We start from the raw sequence: 16,819 nt of genomic DNA on the forward strand, positions 1-16,819 counted from the left end.
CAAAAAGCAAGCTTCTTATCGGTTCGCTCGACTTGCATGTATTAGGCACGCCGCCAGCGTTCGTCCTGAGCCAGGATCAAACTCTCCAAAAAAGAGTTGATTGCTCAAAATTAAAACTGACTTAAATGGTTTATTAAAACGCTTTGTCTTGTTCAGTTTTCAAGGTTCAATGTCCAACAGCAACACTCTTTATTATAACTATCTAGGTTGTTTTTGTCAACCCTTCATTTTAATTTTTTAAGAGTGACTGTGCATCTTTATCTATCAATCTCTATTATAGAAAATCAAAAACGGCTTTCTAAATATAACAAACATCATACCTTTCGTCAATCCCAAAATCGCAGGTAATATTTGGAATCTGCTTAGATTTATAATCTATATCACAAACTAATACGGTGAGAACACTCTTTTTATCAATAATAAATTATAAGTAAGAATTAACTATTAAAAGCAGAAACAATTAATGAACAACTTGGGTTTCTATCACAAATAAAATTTTATCATATCCATTAATAGTATCGTTTCAAAAACCCCAATTCAAATAATTGGGGCTAACTAATTACTTACAAAATTACTTTTCCAACAATTTCATAAACTCACGCATAAAAACCGGTAGATCCGGCCAAGCGTGTGCAGACACAAGATTACCATCAACATATGTTGTACGGTCTGTAACATAATTACCACCCGCAATTTCAACTCCTGGTTTACAAGCAATATATGCGGTTAAGGTTCGCCCTTTTAAAACATCCGGAATGGCCTCAAAGATGAGTGAGGCATGACAGATAGCTGCTATCGGTTTATTTGTTTCAAAAAAATGTTTCACAATTTGCTTTACATGTTCATCCAAGCGAATATACTCAGGAGCACGTCCGCCTGGTATTACCAAACCATCAAATTCACTTGGTTCAACATCTTTAAATTGAGCATTTGATTCCAATAAATAACCTAATTTCTCTTCATATGTATCCCAACCGGTGAAATCATGAACTACTGTTTGTAGTTTTTTTATAGAAGATGCTGAAATGGTTACTTCATATCCAGCCTCTAGCAACCTATAATATGGATAATATACTTCTAAAGCTTCCACCGCATCTCCTGCCAGTATTAAAACTTTTTTACTCATAGCTAACCCCTCCGTTTTATATTTTCACCATACACTTCCATTTTAACTAACTTGTCCAAAAGATTTTGTCGAATTTTGTGGTGTTTCGTAAACTTTTTGTCAATAGTAATAATTCATGGTAAGTTAATGATAGAGGTGTGTGGAATGCAAAAATTGCTGATAAAAGCTTTGAAAAATATTGGTGACCAAAGTCGAATAATTGAATATCGACGTGTTCCGGGTGGAGATATCAATGAATCATATTATGTACGGAGCCAAAAACATACATATTTTATAAAATGTAAAAAACATCCTCCCCAAAAGTTTTTTCAGCTAGAAGCACTTGGACTTGAAAAGATTAGGAAAACAAATTCAATAGCAACTCCACAAATATACGGTATTGGCGAGAGAGATGGCTATGGTTATTTAATGATGGAATGGATTCACGGCAAAAAAACTGGACAAACAGGTGAATGGTTAGGACGAGGTCTTGCAGAAATGCATAAACATAAGGGGCCAGGTTTCGGATTTCAAGAAGACAATTATATCGGGCTTCTTCCTCAAAAAAACAGCTACATCTCATCATGGATTGATTATTATCGCGAATTTCGTTTAGAGCCGCAAATTACATTAGCTGTACAAAAGGAATTATTACCGACATCAACACAGAAAAAATTAGATAAACTTCTTACACATTTAGATCAATGGTTACCAAAGGATTGTATCCCTTCACTATTACATGGAGATTTGTGGGGTGGAAATTGGCTCCCGGGATATAACGGAAAGCCATATTTAATCGATCCGGCCATTTTTTATGGACATCATGAGTTTGAAATTGCTTTTACAGAATTATTTGGTGGTTTTCCGTCCAATTTTTATGAGTCTTATCAAGAAGTGTTTCCATTATCACCAAACTATGAAGAAAGGAAAGCATTATATCAATTATTTTATTTACTTGTTCATTTAAATCTTTTTGGATTTTCATATTTATCATCAATTGAAAATATAGTAACAAGATATGTCGGATAAAAGGCAAAGAGGCTGTTGAAAAAAGTTGTTACATGAATGGAACAAAACAATCTTCATTCTATCGGAATTCCTGTAGATGAGACATTTTTGCGTAAGTCAGTACGTGTTGACATTTTAATTCCATATTATATTGTAGAAAAAAAACATTTTCCAAAATACTTTTTTCCAAACAGCCTCTTTCCATTCCCGTTATATTTGCATCGCTTCTTTAAAAATCTTTCCGTTAATACTGTAACCCGAAATCTCAAATTTTTTATGCTTGCTCATTGGTCTTTTCAATTATTTGGTTTTCAATTTGTAAAGCTGCAGAAAATAAATGTAGAAATAACTGATAGGCCGATGTTGTCGTGTCATAATAATTTTTATAATAGAAAAGAATATGGGTCAAGATTTCAACGGATGTCTCATAAGTAAAATTATAAAAATCAACAACGGGAAAATATACAGAATTACCGATTGGAATTAATATACCGGCAACAAGAGCCCCTTCATGGAAGTAAAAATCTTCATTATTTAAAGAAACCTCTACTTCTTTTCTATTCAGAATATCCTCTATAATATATTTTTGTTGGTCATGCTTATTTCTTATTAAATAAAATTTAGGTACTGCCTTCCCCCACTCATTGAGCCAGGCGGGAATAATTTGTTTTTTCCGGTACTTCATTTTATTTTCTAAAACGTATTGATCAATAACATTCATCTCATCGTTCACAGAATTTTGGTAAAGTACATACCACCAAAACAGATTTTGCTCTAATGAAAATTTTTTATTACTTTGCGTTGGATGAAAAGATAAAAACTCATCAATAAACGGTTGCGCCTCGGATAAATATTGTGATAAAACGAAACCGGTAAAGTCATGATAGATATCGATTAATAACAGTTTTTTTAATGGTTCCGGAATTGGATAATCATGGCGGAATTTTTTCGTACATGATACTGTTTGTGCAAATTCGACTACATTTGTATTATGTGTTCTCATTCCTTCAGTCCTCTCATTATTACAATTTTCATTATTGAAGAGTATTGTTAACAGAACGAAAAATGAAAACTGGAGGTACGAGAAAGGAGAATCAAGAGAGGGTTTTGTATATATTTTACATTTTTTCTGAATATTGGTCAAGGACCTATTATGCATGAACAACACAGCAAAACCATATAAATTTTTGCGGCCACATTAGTATAAATTTCACCGATGTTCTTTTAAAAATCCTGCGCCTTTTAAAAATCCTGCCTCACTTCCCGACTTAAATTTTTTTCTGAATGGCAGTTTATTGCTTATTTATTTTCAGGATCATTAGTTTATGAAAAGCAATATATATTTTAGGACATGATAATTCTATATTCAACCCCTAAAAATTTGCTTCATTCATGATATATTTTTCACAAAAAATACCTTTCTAAATAAAAGTAAAGGTGCTACTATATATGAGGACTAAAAATCATCATTTTTTAAAACGAGGTTTAATTTCAAATGGAAACGATAATGACAAAGAAAACAAATATAAGTACTTTCATTGACTTATTTTGTATGGTTCTTGGAACAATTATTACTGCTTTTGCACTAAATATGTTTACCATACCGGCAGGGTTATTATCCGGAGGGGTAAGTGGTTTTTCCCAATTACTCAACCATTTTATTCCTATTAACGTTGGTGTTTATTATTTCCTTTTAAATATACCATTACTGATCTTAGGATATATTTATCTGGGCAAAAAATTTAGCTTCTATACAATATTAGCAACAAGTTTAGTTTCGTTTTTCTTATTAATAGTCCCGATTAAACATATTTGGACGGATGATCCTTTACTATCTGCTATTTTCGGTGGGGTTTTAAATGCGGTCGGTTGTGGTCTTGTTCTCCGTCGCGGCGGTTCGGAAGGCGGTTTTGATATATTATCACGGGTGATTGCAAAATATCGTAATATCACAGTCGGAAAGTCAAACTTAATTATTAATACAATTATTGTTATTTTATCCGGCTTTATTTTTAATAGCGAAATTGCCTTGTACACCATTATATCGTTTTATTCATCCATGAAAACTTATAATATTATCTTAAACCACGTTGATCGCATCTCATTATTGATTATTACAGATAAAGGGAAAGAAGTGAACGAGGCGATTACAAAAGAACTTCATCGCGGGACGACAATGTGGAATGCAAGCGGTGGCTATACCCAAAAGGAAAAAACAGTGTTGTATTGTGTTATCATGAAAGGTGAAATGCATCAATTAAAACAAATTGTGAAATCAGCAGATCCAAAATCATTTGTCAGCATTATTTCAACGCAAAACGTAATTGGTCGGTTTCATCAGATTTGGTAAAGAAAACTCGGCAACTGTCGAACCTCTAGGCGAGAGCAGAGTCATAGTCAGCGAAAAAATATTATCGCTTGCGAGGTAATGCTACTGAAGCCTCTCTAGTTCACCGAAAAAATATAAAATGTCCCGCAATAAGCGAATTCGTATATTTGCCGGACATTTTTGCATTTTAAACGTAAAAAAATACGTCTTTCATAGATGGCCCATTTTGAGTAAGCCGAAAAAATATCTGAACCAAAAACAGAATAAAAGACATAACATATTAGCCAACGTCAACATGTTATGTCTTTAACATTCTTTTTTCCCACCATAACGGCGAGACAAGCCCCCATATCAAGATACTTCATTTAAAAAGGTGGGATAAACAGCCCGTTCAACTAACCATTAGTAAGGAATGAAGAACCTCCCACGTATTTATTTCCCTAATGTCAATAACATTTCCCGAACGGTTTTACATGCCACTGCAGTTGATGCGCCTGAAGGGTCATATGGTGGTGATAACTCAACCACGTCTGCCGCAACAATTTGGTTCAATTTTTGCATATGCCCAATTGCATCTAATAAATCACGATATGAAATTCCACCCGGTTCCGGTGTTCCAGTGCCGGGAAAAATGCCCGGATCAAGAACATCAAGATCAATCGTAATATAAACAGGCACATTAGCTAATTCGTCCATCTTTTCCGCAAATGTTTCAAGAGAAAATTTTTCCAAATATGTATGTTCTTTTGCCCATTCAAATTCTTCTTTTAAACCGGAGCGAATCCCGAATTGGAAAATCCGACCGTCACCGAGAAACCCATGACAATTGCGAATGACTGAAGCGTGGGACAGTTTTTCACCTAAATAATGTTCACGTAGATCGGTATGCGCATCAATATGGATCAAATGTAAGTCCGAATATTTTTCATATGCTGCTTTAATTGAAGAAAGACTAACAAGGTGTTCTCCCCCTACCATTAGAAATTTCTTCCCATCAGTTAAAACGCCCCGGCTATATTCAAAAATAATATCCATTACCTTTTCGGTATTTCCAAATGGCAAGTCTAAGTCCCCACCGTCAAAAACAGCTATATTCTCCAAATCCCGATCCAAATATGGTGAATAAGTTTCCAAACCATATGAATCCGTACGAATTGCCTGCATTGCAAAACGGGTACCCGGACGGAAACTCGTTGTTCCGTCAAAAGGTACCCCGAACAAAACAAGGCTTGCTTCTTCATAAGATTTATCACAACCGATAAAAGTACTTATATTCATTTTTTTATTCCCCATCTACTAGTGCCTCCCTTACGTAATTCGGCAAACAAAACGCCCCGCGGTGGAGTTCGGTATTGTAATATTTTGTTTGAATCTTAAATTTTTTCCAATCTTCCGCGTGTAAATCTAGCAACGGATCGTACACCTTTGAAGCAAAGCCGAATAACCAGTGACCGGAAGGATATGTCGGCATATGGTACTGATAAACATGCGTAATAGGAAAAATATGTTTAATCTTTTTGTGTGCCCTTTTCATATTTTCTGCATATTCAGTAAAATATGGTGACTCATGCTGATTAATTAAGATTCCATCATTTCTTAATACTCGATAACATTCTTGATAAAATTCGATTGTAAAAAGACCTTCTCCTACAGAAATCGGATCAGTGGAATCAACAAGAATTAAATCAAACGACGCATCGGGTGCTTTTTTCACATAAGCCAAACCATCCTCGAATTTCAAGGTCATTCGCGGCTCTTCCTCGATCCCGCCGGCAGTAACAGGTAAATACTTTTGACACAGTCGAAAAACACGTTCATCAATTTCAACCATGACCACTTCTTCAACCGATTTGTACCGTAAAACTTCACGAGCCGTACCGCCATCACCGCCACCGATGATTAGAACTCGTTTTATATTTGGGTTTGTGGCGAATGCGGGGTGAACAATCATCTCGTGGTAAATGAATTCATCTTTTTCATTTACCATCATCAAACCATCTAAAGTGAAAAATGTGCCAAACTCCTTACCCTTATAAAAATCAATTTGTTGGAAAGGTGTTTTTTCACTATAAATTTTCTCATCGTAAGCAATGGAAAATTTGCATTCATCGCTCCACGATTCCGTGTACCAATTCATTTATGACATCATTCCTTCACAACTTTAATATGGTTTGCCTCTTTTGCTTCAGTTAATACACTCCCGATTGTTTGACAGTAATAATGATATTGATTGAGCACCTCGTTGGAAATTAATTCTCCCGGTATAACAAGAGGAATACCCGGCGGATAAATCATCAATGTATCCGCACTTATCCGTCCAACAGCTTGATCAATCGGTATAGATTCTTGCTCAGCATAAAAAGCATCGCGCGGAACAAGAACTAATTTATTTACTTCACTTGTTGTGACGTGAGTAGAAATGATCGTTGCATGTTTTCCATACTTTTTCTCAATATCCTTCAAGGCAAAAACTAGTTTGTCGATGGATTCTTTCGTGTCGAACGAGCTAATCACAGCCATAATGACATATCCTTCAGCCAATTCCATTTGAATGCCGTATTCTTCTTTTAAAATTGTGTAGACATCAAAGCCGGTAAAACCAATTCCATTTACACGGATAACAAGTTTTGTCCAATCATATGATTGTTGGAAATATTTCTCCACGTAGGCTTCTTTTAATACTTCATAGTTCGAATTTGCTTCAATGGACAGAACAGCATCCATTACAATCGGTTTTAATTCCCTATACCGCTTTTTTCCAAACAGAACCATCTCTCTTCGTGCCACATCCAAAGAACTCATTAACAAATAGTTCGCACTTGTTGTTTGTAACATATTCACTATTTTTTGCATACGTTCCGGAGCAATTCGGTTCCCTTTTAATAATAGTAATGAACTTTGGGTTAAGGAACCCCCTGTTTTATGCATGCTAACGGTAACTGCATCAGCTCCGGCTGTAAGAGGATCGATATAGTCATCAGGCATAAAAGCCAAGTGAGCACCATGAGCACTGTCGACAAGAACTGTTACACCCCGTTCGTGGGCGAGTTCACAAATTTCCACCAATTCATTCATTGCACCAAAATAGGTTGGATATGTGACAAGGATTGCTTTCGTTTCCGGATTTTCATTTAATGCCTTTCTTACATTTTTAACAGACACACCGTGGGCAATCCCAAAATGCAAGTCGACTTCGGGTTGAATAAATATCGGTTTTGCCCCGCTCAAAATTATTCCATTCATAACGGATTTATGACAATTTCTCGGTACAAGAAGCGTTTCACCCGGTTTTACTGCTGCTAAAATCATGGCAATAATACCAATTGTCGTACCGTTAACTAAAAAATAAGCATGATCGGCTCCAAATGCATCAGCCGCTAATTCCTGGGCTTCTTTGATTACCGATTGGGGATGGCTTAACAGATCAAGTTCTTTCATTGAGTTGACGTCCATCCGCATTGTCATATCCCCGAGAACCATTCGTAACGGATTCATTTGTGCCCCCATTTTGTGACCCGGGACATCAAATGGTGTAACATCTCTTCTGGCATATTGAACTAGTGTTTGAAATAAGGGCAATTGATTGTGATCTAATTTAGGCGCTGCTTTTATCAACGGTTGTTCAAATTCCAGTAGTTTGTTCATCATCGGCAGCCACCACTATCATTAAGTGTAGTAAGCACCTTGTCGAACTCCATTGCCCTATTAGAAATTTGCTCATGTACCTTACAAGTTCCCTCTACGATTCCGCAAAGTTCATTTGTATATCCTTTATCAATGAATGCAGCGCAGGTAATTTGTACAGTATTTTGGACAGCTGTTGTCATATTTTCCCTGCTCGCATGAGTTGTACTTGTTGGTGAAAACACTTCACAAGCTGCTTTAATAAACGGTTTTTGAAGGAAAGTTGAATCCCGCCCTGCATCAGGTATTTGATTCTGATATCCTTCTATTGCAGATTCCGATATGAATAAAAATTTCTCTGCCAATATTAACCACTCCTAACACAATTTTTTTGTTTAGGCATAAAAAAAGCTCTCCAAAGGCAAGGAAAGCTTCGATTAATATCAGCTGCTTATCCTCTTATTGCTCACAAAATGTACTCATTTTGTGCTCAGGTTGGGCACCCAATATTTAGTTCTGTGAACCAAACTGGTTTGCCACCGTATCTTAGACCCCTCGTCTCAACGGCTATTAATAAGAGAGAAACTTTTATTTATGCTGGAATAATAATAAAGGATTTAAAAAGACATGTCAATTTATTTTGGAAATGTCTTAATAAAATTTTTTTGCACGTTTATAGGTTTACCATAAACTCCAAGAAAGTAAACATTTCTATAAATCATATACGAATGGCACAATATTTTTTATCCTCATAGATATATTTATTAAATATTTTGTAAATTCTTTTCAAATAACCTTTTTGGGTGCAAACCTTAAATAGGAACTTGGAATTTATCAAATTATTGATAAAATAGTAATATACAAATCTTTCATATAATGGAGGCAAAACTATGTTAATTCCTTATAAAGGAAAAACACCAAATGTTCACGATAGTGTTTTTATTGCTCCGGGGGCATATTTAATTGGTGATGTAACAATAGGAAAGGAAAGTTCCGTATGGTTTAATGCCGTTTTACGCGGTGATGAAGGGCCCATCATTATCGGAGAAAAATGCAGTATTCAAGATAATGTAACCATCCATCTTTATGAAGATCATCCGACCATCATTAAAGACGGTGTAACAGTAGGACATAATGTAATTTTACATGGCTGTAAGATTGGAAGAAACACAATTGTAGGTATGGGGTCTACTATTTTAGATGATGCTGAAATCGGTGAACAATGTATTATCGGTGCGAATACACTGATAACCGGCGAAAAAAAAATCCCTCCCCGCTCGCTGGTGGTCGGCTCTCCCGGAAAAGTTGTCCGTGAATTGTCAGATCATGATTTCATGTTAATTCAAGGTTCAATTGAAGTTTACGTACAAAAAGGGAAGGAGTACATTGATATTCTTTCCCAATTAAAAAATAAATAAGAAAGAACGGTTGCTAAAGATACGTACTGTTAACGGGATTAATAAAAATGTACTTGTATTCACTTCAAATAGGGGCATCCGTTTATAAAAAACTTTCCGGGACTGCCCCTATAGGTCGTTTCTATTTAAAACTTGATCGAAATCCGTCTATTAATAAGAGAATTGCTGTAATAATGTGAAGGGCCATTCCGAGAAATGGAATCCAACCTAAACAGGATGTAATAATCCCTAACACACTTCCATGAAAAGATCTTTTTTCCATTATTGAAAATATGAGCGTAATGATATGCAAAACAAACATGATTCCGAGCGGTGCCCAAGCCATACTAAAAATAATGGCTCCCCCTAAAATCGGTATTCCCCAAAAAGCTTCCAAGCCACCCGTAATCAATTTTAATATTGTAGAAACCATAACATTTAATCTCCTCTCACTGCCAGTATTATTTGTATTATACGATCTATTCATGGAAAGGATTCAAAATTTGATGGAAATCTGGTGGATTTTATGACTCGCCGTTAAGAATGGGATAAAATCAATGCTCGGAAACGGGAATTTTTTACCATAAGAGAAAGCAAAATTGCCCCACAGCCTTGCATGATCGTTTTTACAATCACTTGACCAATAATCGCTGCCGGTACTGCTTCCCAAGGAATAAAGCCGGCACCAAGCGGACTTAAACCAATTATGATAAAAACAACTGAATCGAATAATCCACCAACAAGCCCGCTGTATAACACCCGCCAACTCATCGGTAATTTTAAGCGCGAATAAATTTCGGTATCCGTCGACTCGGCGATAAGAAATGATAAAGCTGAAGCCATCACAATCCATAAGGTGTCACCTAAGAGATAAGATGAAACAGCAGACAATATCAGGGCAATAAGTATTAACAGATACGTTTTTCCCTTGCCATATTTATTTTGAACTAAGTCACGGAAAATAAATGTAGCTCCAATTAAAAAAGTACCCCACGGAATATGAAACATTCCTATTTGAACCGGTTGAAATCTGGCTGTAATAACATTCGCCAACACAATAAACATTAAATACAAAATGACTCTCATTAACATCATAACTCCTCATTATTTACTGGTAATCTTTCATAAACTGGCTAAATAAAAAACTACAACGCATGAAAGAGAGAATTTCTCAGGAATTTCGCTGATGACTTGCAACCTTTCTAGGCCAACGAATTTCTATGGTATGTAAGTTCGTAAAATCCGGTTTTAGGAATAATCAGTTGTGATTTCCACAACAACTTTCTTTTTAAATAGCCGTTGAAACATTCGCCTTCATCTGCATATATTTTTCATAACCTTGACGACGTAATTGACAAGCCGGACATTTTCCACAACCATCACCAATTATTCCCTCATAACAAGTTAATGTTCTCTCCTTAATTAATTTAAGAACATTTAAATCATCAGCCATTTTCCAAGTGGCAGCTTTATCCAACCACATTAATGGTGTGTGGATGACAAATTCTTGCCCCATGGCCAAATTAATGGTTACATTCAACGACTTCACAAACACATCGCGGCAATCCGGGTAACCGCTAAAATCCGTTTCACAAACACCGGTGACTAAATGTTTCGCACCGATTTGCTGAGCCAAAATTGCAGCCATTGACAGGAAAATCAAATTTCTACCGGGAACAAAAGACGATGGCAACTCCCCACTCTTTCCGGCTTTTACGTCGATGTCCATTCTCGTTAAAGCACTCGGAGACAGCTGATTTAATAAGTTCATATCGAGAATATGGTGCTTAACCTTTAATTCTTCGGCAATAGATTTGGCACACTCGATTTCTTTTTTATGACGCTGATTATAATCAAAGGTTACCGCTTCTACATTTTGAAACGTATTGAGAGCCCAAAATAGACAGGTGGTGCTATCTTGCCCCCCACTAAATACAACAACAGCTTTTTCATCTTTTAGCATCGCTGACACATCCATTTATTAAATAGTTTTTAAAAGATCTCAAACCTATATTTATCAAAAAATCGTCTCATATATCCGAACCCTTCTCATAACTACCGATTATCCACTTTTTCCGGATATAAATCATGATTCATCAACCGGTAATATGCCATTTCTTCATATTTCGTACCCGGACGACCATAATTGCAATACGGGTCAATTGAAATACCACCCCTTGGCGTAAATTTTCCCCAAACCTCAATATATTTCGGGTCAAGCAACTGAATTAGATCATCCATAATTATGTTGACACAGTCTTCGTGAAAATCACCATGATTGCGAAAACTGAATAAATATAGTTTTAAAGATTTACTCTCGACTAATTTCTCATCAGGGATATAAGAAATATAAATCGTCGCAAAGTCCGGTTGGTTTGTAATTGGACATAAGCTGGTAAATTCCGGACAATTGAATTTTACAAAATAATCACGACCGGCGTGTTTATTTTGAACTGCCTCCAAAACTTCCGGCGCATAATCAAAAATATATTTTGCTTCCTTTTTTCCAAGTGATTTTACTTCATCTTTTTTTCTTCCCATAATAAAACCTCCTGTATGATCCGTGCTTACAGGAGGGTAATAGCTTTCAAAAACTAAAAAAACCATGCCTTATGGACAGACATGGTATCCATAGTTTTTTATAGAGGGTTTAAGCTATGAACCTCTCCCGTCCGACACGGGTATTCAATTTAATCCTCTTTTATCTTACCGTTCATTTCAATGTGCGTCAATTGCTTTGGTCAAAAAATTTTTGATTTCTTAAGTAGAAATTTGCCACCAAAACTCTTAATGAACGGTCACTTATTTCCGGTTTTGTTTCATTTGTCTCGCTTTCGATCGTTCAAAACGGAATTTGGCCAATATAGATTTGTTAAGTTCCAGTACATTCTTTATAACAACTTAAAAACAATGATTGTATCCATCTTTCCCCACTGGTAAAATAGATATATTTCGGTTACAATTATCTAATGATATCAATTGGGTAGAAAGAGGGTTACGAATGAATAAGCAATCCATTTACGGATTAACTATAGAGGAATTGACAGAATGGATGTTAGAACACGGTCAAAAGAAATTCCGGGCCCAACAAGTTTGGGATTGGGTGTATCAAAAAAGAATAACTGCTTTTCATGAGATGAAAAATATAAATAAAGAATGTATTGAACTTCTTGAAGCAAATTTTGAAATCAGTACGTTAAATGTTCAAATCAAACAAGTTTCTCAAGACGGAACGGTAAAATTTTTATTACAATTAAAAGACGGTAATTTAATTGAAACAGTTTTGATGAGGCAACATTACGGACTATCTGTTTGTGTGACTACACAAGTCGGCTGCAACATCGGCTGTTCCTTCTGTGCCAGCGGCCTTTTACGGAAAAATCGTGATTTGACTTCCGGTGAAATTGTTGAGCAAATAATGCATGTTCAGCGCTTCTTGGATGAAACGGGTGAGCGCGTTAGTCATGTTGTTGTCATGGGCATTGGTGAACCGTTCGACAACTTCAATAACCTTGTTCGTTTCTTAAAAATTATCAACCATCCGAAAGCATTTGCGATCGGCGCCCGCCATATTACGGTTTCAACGAGTGGCATTGTACCAAAAATTTATGAATTTGCCGATCTTGACTTGCAAGTGAATTTAGCCATATCGTTACATGCACCAAATAACGAGTTACGTTCCCAAATTATGAAAATCAATCGGGCTTATCCGCTCGAAAAATTATTCCCGGCCATTAATTATTATTTAGAAAAAACAAATCGCCGTATCACCTTTGAATATATTTTATTGGATGATGTTAATGATCATGTGGAAGAAGCTAAACAACTGGCTGAACTGCTAAAAGATATTCGCCATCTTGCTTACGTCAACTTGATACCTTATAACCCGGTCAATGAACATATTCAATATAAAAGAAGTTCTAAAGAATCGATCTTGCGGTTTTACGATACATTGAAGAAAAATGGTATCAACTGCGTCGTCCGCCAAGAACACGGAACAGATATCGATGCCGCATGCGGACAACTACGCAGCAAACAATTAAGAAAAGCGAACTAAGAAAAATATTCGGGTAGCCTCAAGAACGAAACAATGAAACTAAAATCGGGCTTTTACCTATATTTCAACCGATATGAAAAGGATAACCCAAATCCAGGGTTATCCTTGTTTAATTTTTCCATAAACTTTTGGAAGTAAATTTCCTGATTTGCACTTAATCTTGGTTATCCTTGTTTAATTTCTTCATAAACCATCTTTTTCCATTGTAAAAATTCGTTTGTGTATAATAATTGTTCTGTACGGGGCCGTTCGAAAGGGATTTGCCAATCTCTTTTTATTTCGGCCGGTTTTGCCGACAAAATGATGAGCCGATCAGATAAAAATAAAGCTTCCTCGATATTATGCGTGACAAATAGAATCGTCTTAGAATATTCTTGCCATATCGATAACAACCATTTTTGCATATCAAACCGGGTAAATTCGTCCAAGGCAGAAAACGGCTCATCTAAGCAAATTAACGTTTGCGGACTTAGCAAACTGCGGATGAAGGAAACACGTTGTTTCATCCCACCAGACAATTGATGAGGGAAACGTTTTTCATACCCTATCAATCCTGCCCGCTCTAGCATTTTCACCGCTTTAGCCGGATCTCGTTTACCGGCAATCTCTTGACCGAGCAAAACATTGTCAAGAACTGTCCGCCATGGCATTAGAGCGGCTGATTGCGGCATATAACTGATATAGCCGCTTTTTCCGGTTATTCTTTCCCCGTTGATATAAATCTCTCCTGCATCCTGCCTTGTGATCCCGCCAATCACCTTGAACAATGTACTTTTTCCGCTGCCTGAAGGTCCTAATATCGATATGAATTCCCCGTCATGAGCAGCAAAGGATACATCATGTAAAACTTGATCAGCGCCAAATGACTTGTATATACGGTCAATAACCAATTCACTCATCAATCAACCCTTCCTTCTCCGGATCCCACTTGATGACCAATTTTTCCAGAAATACGATGAAGGCAAACAATAACAGACTAAACGTAACAACGAATAATATGGCAACAAAAACACGATCGGTCCGGAATGAAGATGATGCCAATGTCATATAAACACCAATGCCTCTTTCTGCTCCAAGCCATTCCGATATGACGGCCCCCATTACACTATACGTTGCAGAAATTTTTAATCCGGAAAACAAGGCAGGGATTGCTTGCGGCCATTCTAATTTCCAAAACAGTTGCTTCCTCGTTGCCCCGGCCATTTTCATATAATTCCATAATTCTCGATCGGTATGCTGGAACCCGTCCAGTAAAGATACGGTAATCGGGAAAAAACAAACAAGCGTAATCACAATCATTTTTGGTAACATCCCAAAGCCAAACCAAATGACAAGGAGCGGTGCCAGTACAATAACCGGGATGTTTTGCGAGATAATCAGTAATGGATAAAACGCTTGCCGTAAAAATGGAACGATATGTAAACCAATCCCGATAATGATTCCAATCAAACAGCCGACCATTAATCCGGAAAGTGCCAACGATAACGTAGGTAAAAGGTGCTCCCCGTACACATGGTACCCTTCAACCATCTCTTTCACAATTTGTGAAGGAGATGGCAACAACCAATTTGGTACACGGAAGATACGGACACTTGCCTCCCAACTGATGAATAAAAGAATGACAACAAAAAGTGCCCCCCATCCTTTTTGCCAAATTGTTTTCATCACCGATATTTTTCAGTCAACTGGTCCATTGACGCACCATCAGGATTATAGAACACTTTTATTTGCGAAATGACACTTGGGCAATTTAGCTCTATCATCTTCTTATTCATTTTTTCAACAATCTTTATAAGTTCCGTCAAGTCACCTTCCATTGTTGTCTCAAGCGGATTAACTTGATATTTTACTCCTGAATCCGTTATGACTTTAATGGCCTCGTCAATATAAGGAATTGTATCCTCACCGTTTTTTGTTTTAGGAATGATTTGGATGCTTACTAATGCATTAGCCATTTGTTTTCTCCTCCATTTCTTGTAAATTACGATTCCGGTAAAAATTCGTTTGTAAACGCCTTTTTACTATCTAACTGTTTTTCTAGTAAACCATTGTCATACATCCATTGCGAATAGTTTTCCCATACTTCCAATTTTTGCTCTCCCCAACGTGCTGCGTCATCTTTGTATTTTGTAGCGAGCCACTTTTGGGAAGCTTGGACGAGATCCGGGTCAAGTTCGGGCTCGGCAGCGATTAATATATTTGCCGCTTCTTCCGGATTTTCGATAGCAAACTCATACCCTTTTGTCACTGCCCGTAAAAATTTCCTGATTGTCTCCGGCTTTTCTTTAATCATTGTCTCATTCGTAGAGATAACGGGCGTATAATAATCAAGCTTATCACTATAGTCAGTTAACCAGACCATGTTAATCGGGGTGTTACGTAATTCAGCTTCCACGCCTGTCCACCCGTAATAAATCCAGGTAAAATCAATATTTTGTTTTGTCGCAGTAAAAAAGTCGGTATCGCCAATATTGATGATGTTTACTTTTCCGACATCCGCATGATCCTGTTTCATTAACGATTCAATAATCGCTTTTTCAAGTGGTGCTCCCCACCCTCCATAAGTTTTCCCTTCGAAATCTTTTGGAGTTTTTATATTTTTGTCTTTTAATGAAGCAAAACCGGATGTATTATGTTGGATAATCGCTGCAACAGAAACAATTGGCACTCCTTGGATTCGAGCCTCGGTAATCCCTTCCTGGTAACTGATACCAAACTCGGCTTGTCCGGATGCCACAAGATTGTCTGCCCCCGCATCACCCGGCATGATGATATCAACATCCAATCCTTCTTCCTTGAAATACCCTTTTTCCTGTGCCACGTATAAACCGGTATGGTTCGTATTCGGTGTCCAATCCAAGACGATATTTGCTTTTTCTAGCTTATCTTGATCATTTTTCGAAGTTCCGGAACCAGAATTTGCAGTTTCTCCCCGGCATGCAGCTAAAAGCATGGTAAATACGGCAAGAAAAAGTATTTTTTTCATGCGTGTTCCCCTTTCTTCATGATGATTTGAAAACAAGTTTGAAGAGGGAGAGAGAATGAAAAAACCCCAGGAATCATCCTAGGGCACATACTTCATGTAAGAAATTTCATTCATATCGCAAAAAAGTATGTTCCCTACGCTGGTATTAACCAGATCAGGTTCAAGGGTCAGCATCTTACGGACGCACTCTCAACCGGCAACACCGGTTCCCCTACAAACTTATTTTCATATTCAGTTTTCACTTATTTATACTATTACATATTTTTCCATTCATTTCAAGCCTAACTTTTTTCAGAGCTTTTTGCGATGTACT

General features: G+C 36.8%; 18 protein-coding genes, 1 rRNA gene and 1 riboswitch. Of the genes, 4 read left to right on the forward strand and 15 right to left on the reverse strand.

The window, feature by feature from the left end; translation table 11 throughout:
* Both BT1A1_RS09265 and BT1A1_RS09270 read right to left on the reverse strand, forming a co-directional pair.
* Positions 1–92 (reverse strand): 16S ribosomal RNA (locus BT1A1_RS09265); the annotation flags it as partial.
* Between the two features lie 479 nt (positions 93–571).
* Positions 572–1,126 carry a DJ-1/PfpI family protein gene (locus BT1A1_RS09270; protein ID WP_034770414.1) on the reverse strand — a complete coding sequence of 185 codons (555 nt, stop codon included), beginning with the start codon at positions 1,124–1,126 and terminating at the stop codon, positions 572–574.
* A gap of 144 nt (positions 1,127–1,270) precedes the next feature.
* Between BT1A1_RS09270 and BT1A1_RS09275 the strand changes: the two genes are divergently transcribed.
* Positions 1,271–2,134 (forward strand): fructosamine kinase family protein, encoded by an 864-nt coding sequence (locus BT1A1_RS09275; RefSeq protein WP_034770415.1) that lies wholly within the window; start codon positions 1,271–1,273, stop codon positions 2,132–2,134.
* A gap of 253 nt (positions 2,135–2,387) precedes the next feature.
* Here the strand turns inward: BT1A1_RS09275 and BT1A1_RS09280 are convergent, their stop codons facing one another.
* A complete protein-coding gene (locus BT1A1_RS09280) occupies positions 2,388–3,116 on the reverse strand; it encodes a hypothetical protein (RefSeq protein WP_034770418.1) in 729 nt (242 codons plus the stop codon).
* A gap of 492 nt (positions 3,117–3,608) precedes the next feature.
* Between BT1A1_RS09280 and BT1A1_RS09285 the strand changes: the two genes are divergently transcribed.
* Positions 3,609–4,463 carry a YitT family protein gene (locus BT1A1_RS09285; protein WP_034770419.1) on the forward strand — a complete coding sequence of 285 codons (855 nt, stop codon included), beginning with the start codon at positions 3,609–3,611 and terminating at the stop codon, positions 4,461–4,463.
* Positions 4,464–4,874: 411 nt separating this feature from the next.
* Here BT1A1_RS09285 and speB read toward each other — a convergent pair whose 3' ends face one another.
* The 4 genes from speB to BT1A1_RS09305 are packed head-to-tail and all read right to left on the reverse strand — an operon-like array spanning position 4,875 to position 8,431.
* The gene (speB, locus tag BT1A1_RS09290; protein WP_034770421.1) at positions 4,875–5,735 is read right to left on the reverse strand and encodes an agmatinase; all 861 of its coding nucleotides are present in this window, start codon (positions 5,733–5,735) and stop codon (positions 4,875–4,877) included.
* A complete protein-coding gene (speE, locus tag BT1A1_RS09295; RefSeq protein WP_034770423.1) occupies positions 5,725–6,579 on the reverse strand; it encodes a polyamine aminopropyltransferase in 855 nt (284 codons plus the stop codon). The genes speB and speE overlap by 11 nt, the downstream gene beginning before the upstream one ends.
* An 8-nt stretch (positions 6,580–6,587) precedes the next feature.
* Positions 6,588–8,090 carry an aminotransferase class I/II-fold pyridoxal phosphate-dependent enzyme gene (locus tag BT1A1_RS09300; RefSeq protein WP_231553326.1) on the reverse strand — a complete coding sequence of 501 codons (1,503 nt, stop codon included), beginning with the start codon at positions 8,088–8,090 and terminating at the stop codon, positions 6,588–6,590.
* On the reverse strand, positions 8,087–8,431 hold the full coding sequence (locus BT1A1_RS09305; protein WP_034770425.1) for an S-adenosylmethionine synthetase N-terminal domain-containing protein: 345 nt from the start codon (positions 8,429–8,431) through the stop codon (positions 8,087–8,089). The genes BT1A1_RS09300 and BT1A1_RS09305 overlap by 4 nt, the downstream gene beginning before the upstream one ends.
* A gap of 525 nt (positions 8,432–8,956) precedes the next feature.
* On the opposite strand from BT1A1_RS09305, the gene BT1A1_RS09310 reads away from it, so the two are divergent.
* On the forward strand, positions 8,957–9,484 hold the full coding sequence (locus BT1A1_RS09310) for a gamma carbonic anhydrase family protein (RefSeq protein ID WP_034770426.1): 528 nt from the start codon (positions 8,957–8,959) through the stop codon (positions 9,482–9,484).
* A 121-nt stretch (positions 9,485–9,605) separates the two neighbouring features.
* Here BT1A1_RS09310 and BT1A1_RS09315 read toward each other — a convergent pair whose 3' ends face one another.
* The 4 genes from BT1A1_RS09315 to queF form a co-directional block, all read right to left on the reverse strand.
* Positions 9,606–9,896 carry a hypothetical protein gene (locus BT1A1_RS09315; RefSeq protein ID WP_034770428.1) on the reverse strand — a complete coding sequence of 97 codons (291 nt, stop codon included), beginning with the start codon at positions 9,894–9,896 and terminating at the stop codon, positions 9,606–9,608.
* 104 nt (positions 9,897–10,000) lie between these two features.
* Positions 10,001–10,549, reverse strand: a complete 549-nt coding sequence (locus tag BT1A1_RS09320) for a VUT family protein (protein WP_034770429.1) — start codon at positions 10,547–10,549, stop codon at positions 10,001–10,003.
* A gap of 202 nt (positions 10,550–10,751) precedes the next feature.
* Positions 10,752–11,426 carry a 7-cyano-7-deazaguanine synthase QueC gene (gene queC, locus BT1A1_RS09325; RefSeq protein WP_034770431.1) on the reverse strand — a complete coding sequence of 225 codons (675 nt, stop codon included), beginning with the start codon at positions 11,424–11,426 and terminating at the stop codon, positions 10,752–10,754.
* Between the two features lie 92 nt (positions 11,427–11,518).
* Positions 11,519–12,007 (reverse strand): preQ(1) synthase, encoded by a 489-nt coding sequence (queF, locus tag BT1A1_RS09330; RefSeq protein ID WP_034770443.1) that lies wholly within the window; start codon positions 12,005–12,007, stop codon positions 11,519–11,521.
* Between the two features lie 457 nt (positions 12,008–12,464).
* Between queF and rlmN the strand changes: the two genes are divergently transcribed.
* A complete protein-coding gene (rlmN, locus tag BT1A1_RS09335) occupies positions 12,465–13,520 on the forward strand; it encodes a dual-specificity RNA methyltransferase RlmN (RefSeq protein ID WP_034770433.1) in 1,056 nt (351 codons plus the stop codon).
* 164 nt (positions 13,521–13,684) lie between these two features.
* Here rlmN and BT1A1_RS09340 read toward each other — a convergent pair whose 3' ends face one another.
* Genes BT1A1_RS09340 through BT1A1_RS09355 form a run of 4 tightly spaced genes read right to left on the reverse strand, consistent with a single transcriptional unit; the run spans position 13,685 to position 16,506 of the window.
* On the reverse strand, positions 13,685–14,419 hold the full coding sequence (locus BT1A1_RS09340; RefSeq protein ID WP_034770434.1) for an ABC transporter ATP-binding protein: 735 nt from the start codon (positions 14,417–14,419) through the stop codon (positions 13,685–13,687).
* Positions 14,412–15,185, reverse strand: coding sequence for an ABC transporter permease (locus BT1A1_RS09345; RefSeq protein ID WP_034770436.1), 774 nt, complete (start codon positions 15,183–15,185; stop codon positions 14,412–14,414). The genes BT1A1_RS09340 and BT1A1_RS09345 overlap by 8 nt, the downstream gene beginning before the upstream one ends.
* Entirely contained in the window at positions 15,185–15,475 is a 291-nt protein-coding gene (locus BT1A1_RS09350) for a thiamine-binding protein (protein WP_034770438.1), read from the reverse strand. The genes BT1A1_RS09345 and BT1A1_RS09350 overlap by 1 nt, the downstream gene beginning before the upstream one ends.
* 26 nt (positions 15,476–15,501) lie before the next feature.
* Complete coding sequence (locus tag BT1A1_RS09355) at positions 15,502–16,506, reverse strand: ABC transporter substrate-binding protein (RefSeq protein WP_034770439.1); 1,005 nt, start codon at positions 16,504–16,506, stop codon at positions 15,502–15,504.
* Between the two features lie 114 nt (positions 16,507–16,620).
* Positions 16,621–16,729: riboswitch (TPP riboswitch) on the reverse strand.
* Positions 16,730–16,819 lie beyond the last annotated feature (90 nt).

Origin of the sequence: Caldibacillus thermoamylovorans (assembly GCF_000751775.1) — a bacterium.
Classification (GTDB): domain Bacteria; phylum Bacillota; class Bacilli; order Bacillales; family Caldibacillaceae; genus Caldifermentibacillus; species Caldifermentibacillus hisashii.